Here is a 3,493-nt window from a genome sequence, read left to right on the forward strand (position 1 = left end):
AGCGGCCGTTGTGGCTGGGGTCGGTGAAGTCGAACATCGGGCATGCGCAGGCCGCGGCGGGTGTCGCGGGTGTCATCAAGATGGTGATGGCCCTGAGGGCCGGCGAACTGCCGCGCACCCTGCATGTGGACGAGCCGAGCCCGCACGTCGACTGGTCGAACGGCTCGGTCGAACTGCTCACCGAGGGAATGGACTGGCCCGAGACGGGGCGGCCCCGCCGGGCCGGGGTCTCGGCCTTCGGTATCGGTGGCACGAACGCCCATGTGATTTTGGAGCAGGCGCCGGAGGCGGAGGCTATTGCTACGCCGCCTGCTGGTGCTGGTGCTGGTGCTGGTGCTGGTGCTGGTGGGCTGGTTCCGTGGGTGGTGTCGGGGGGCTCTGCCGAGGCGTTGGTGGCTCAGGCGGGCCGGCTGGCTGAAGTCGCCGGGGTGCTAAATCCGGTGGATGTCGGGTGGTCGCTGGCGAGTGGGCGGGCGGCGTTGAGCCATCGGGCTGTGGTGTGGGGTGCCGATGGCGGGGAGTTGGCGGCTGGGCTTGAGCGGGTTGAGCCTTCGGGCGCTGTTGTTGAGGGTCGGCTCGCTGCGCTGTTCACGGGGCAGGGGGCTCAGCGGGCGCGGATGGGGCGTGAACTTACCGCTCGGTTCCCGGTGTTCGCGGACGCGTTGGGTGAGGTGTGTGCGGGATTCGAGGGGCTGCTGCCGCGATCGTTGGCGGACGTCCTGGCGGATGAGACGCCCGGTGTGTTGGACGAGACGGTGTTCACGCAGGCGGGGTTGTTCGCGGTCGAGGTGGCGCTTTATCGGCTTGTCGAGTCGTGGGGTGTCCGCCCTGACTTCGTGATGGGGCATTCGGTCGGGGAGTTGGTCGCTGCGTATGTGGCGGGGGTGTTCTCGCTGGGGGATGCCTGTCGTTTGGTGGCTGCCAGGGGTGGGTTGATGCAGGCGCTGCCTTCGGGCGGGGCGATGCTCTCGGTCCAGGCTGCTTTGGCGGACGTCGAAGATGTGCTGGGCTCGGTGGATGTGGCAGCCGTGAATGGGCCCGCATCTGTTGTTCTTTCGGGTCCCGAGGCTGAAATCGAGGCCGTGCGTGTGCAGTTGACTGCTGCCGGGGTGAAGACTCGAAGGCTTACGGTTTCCCACGCCTTCCATTCCTCGCTCATGGAGCCGATGCTCGCCGAGTTCGAGCAGGTAGCGGCGGGCATTGAGTTCTCCGAGCCCCGGATCCCGGTGATCTCGAATGTGTCCGGCACTGTCGCCGGTGAGGAGTTGTGCACGCCCGCATATTGGGTGCGGCATATCCGGGAATCGGTTCGTTTCGCCGACGGTGTCAGCTGGCTGGCCGATGCGGGCGTGACGAAGTTCCTTGAGCTGGGTCCGGATGCGACGCTGACCGCGATGGGCGCGGAGTGCGTGGAAGGGCTCTTCGTTCCGGCCACCCGCTGCGATCACGACGAGGTGGAGACGTTCACGTCGGCCGTCTCCCGCCTCTGGGCTGCCGGAGTCGACGTCGACTGGCCCGCCCTCTTCGCCGACCGCAATCCCCGCCGTGTCGACCTGCCCACCTACGCCTTCCAACGCGACCACTACTGGCTGACCGACACCGCTACGACCGGCGATCCGGCTGGGCTCGGACTCGGCGAGGCCGGGCATCCGTTGCTGGGCGCTGCCGTCGTACTCGCGGCCGGGGACGGCGTGCTGCTGACGGGGCGCCTTTCGCTGAAGACGCACTCCTGGCTGGCGGATCACGCCGTGGCGGGGTCGGTGCTGCTGCCGGGTACGGCCTTCGTGGAGCTGGCGGTACGCGCTGGGGACGAGGTCGGTTGCGGGTGTGTGCGTGAACTGACGCTTCAGGCGCCGCTGGTCCTGCCCGAGCAGGGCGGGGTCCAGGTCCAGGTTGTCGTTGGCTCCCTGGATGAGGCTGGGAACCGAAGCATCGCCGTCTACTCCCGTCATGAGGATGCGGACGCCCCGTGGACCCTGCACGCGGAGGGCGTCCTGGCCAGTGCCGGGCGCGGCGAGATGTCGGCCGACTTCTCGGTGTGGCCTCCCGCTGACGCACACCAGGTGGACGTCTCCGACTTCTACGCGTCCGCTGAGGCCGCCGGCTACAGCTATGGCCCCGCGTTCCAGGGCCTCACCGCCGTCTGGCGCCGGGGCGACGAGGTCTTTGCCGAAGTGTCCCTGGCGGAGCAGCAGCATGGGGAGACGGCGGCCTTCGGCGTACATCCCGCTCTGCTGGACACGGCGCTCCACACGATTCTCGCGACCTCGGAAGCGGGCGACGGTCTGCGACTGCCGTTCCTCTGGGAAGGCGTGACCCTTCACGCGTCCGGGGCCACCGCGGCCAGGGTTCGCGTCAAGCCTCTCGGCGGCGACACCGTCTCCGTGGAGCTGGCGGACCGGGCCGGTCAGCCGATAGCCGTCGTCGAGTCGCTGTTGCTGCGTCCGGTCGCCGCGGAACAGCTGACCGCCGCTTCCGCGAGTGGGCCTGACTCGCTCTACCGGCTGGAGTGGACGGAGCCTCCGGTCGCGGCTCAGCCTGCCGTGACTCCGGATTCGAGCCCGCACTTGGCGCGGTACGCCGGAATCGATGCCGTACTCACCGCTCTCGACGCTGGCGCCGTGGCTCCAGAGGTGGCGTATGTCGACGTGTCCGGTACTACTACGGGTGCACCTGGGCTCGTCGAGATCGATGCCGATGCCCGAGCTGTCCTCGAGGCGCTGGAATTGGTGCAGGGCTGGCTGGGTGACGAACGGCTGGCCGGATCACGGCTCGTGGTGGTCACGCGTGGTGCCGTGGCCACGGATGGTGAAGCGGTCGTAGACCTCTCTGGCGCCGGTGTCTGGGGCCTCGTCCGGTCCGCCCAGTCGGAGAACCCCGGCCGCATGGTGCTGGTCGACGTGGACCCTGCAGTTGAGTCGCTGGATGACACCGACGTGCGGTTGGCCCTGGACTGTGGTGAGCCGCAGGTGGCGGTGCGTGGGGGCCGGGTGCTGGTGCCGCGTCTTGTGCGTGCGGTGGCTGGTGGTGACCTGGTGGTTCCGGCTTCTTGTGGTACCGGGTGGCGGCTGGACGTGTCGGGTGAGGGCACGTTGGAGGGGCTGGGGCTGGTTGAGGCTCCGGAGGCTTCGGCGCCGTTGGAGGCGGGGCAGGTTCGGGTTGCTGTCCGGGCGGCCGGCGTGAACTTCCGCGACGTCCTGATGAGCCTCGGCATGTATCCGGGTCGACCGGTACTGGGCAGCGAGGCAGCGGGTGTTGTGCTCGAAGTCGGCGAGGGCGTCACCGGGTTCGCCGTCGGCGACCGGGTGCTGGGCCTCGTCATGGAGAGCTTCGGGCCGGTTGCCGTGGCTGATGCCCGCGTTCTGGTGCCGATGCCGGAGGGTTGGTCGTTCGAGCATGCGGCGTCGGTTCCGGTGGTGTTCCTGACGGCGTTCTACGGGCTGGTTGATCTGGGTGGGGTTCGGCCTGGTGAGACGGTGTTGGTGCATGCGGG

1 protein-coding gene is annotated in these 3,493 nt (G+C 68.8%); it reads left to right on the forward strand.

Features of this window, described 5'->3' with window-relative positions; genetic code table 11:
• Positions 1-23: 23 nt before the first annotated feature.
• Positions 24-3,493 (forward strand): acyltransferase domain-containing protein (locus ABT296_RS38430; RefSeq protein WP_351934769.1); only part of this gene is annotated, 3,470 nt, incomplete at its 3' end.

Origin of the sequence: Streptomyces sp. NPDC000983 (assembly GCF_040299205.1) — a bacterium.
In the GTDB taxonomy this organism is placed as follows: Bacteria; Actinomycetota; Actinomycetes; order Streptomycetales; family Streptomycetaceae; genus Streptomyces.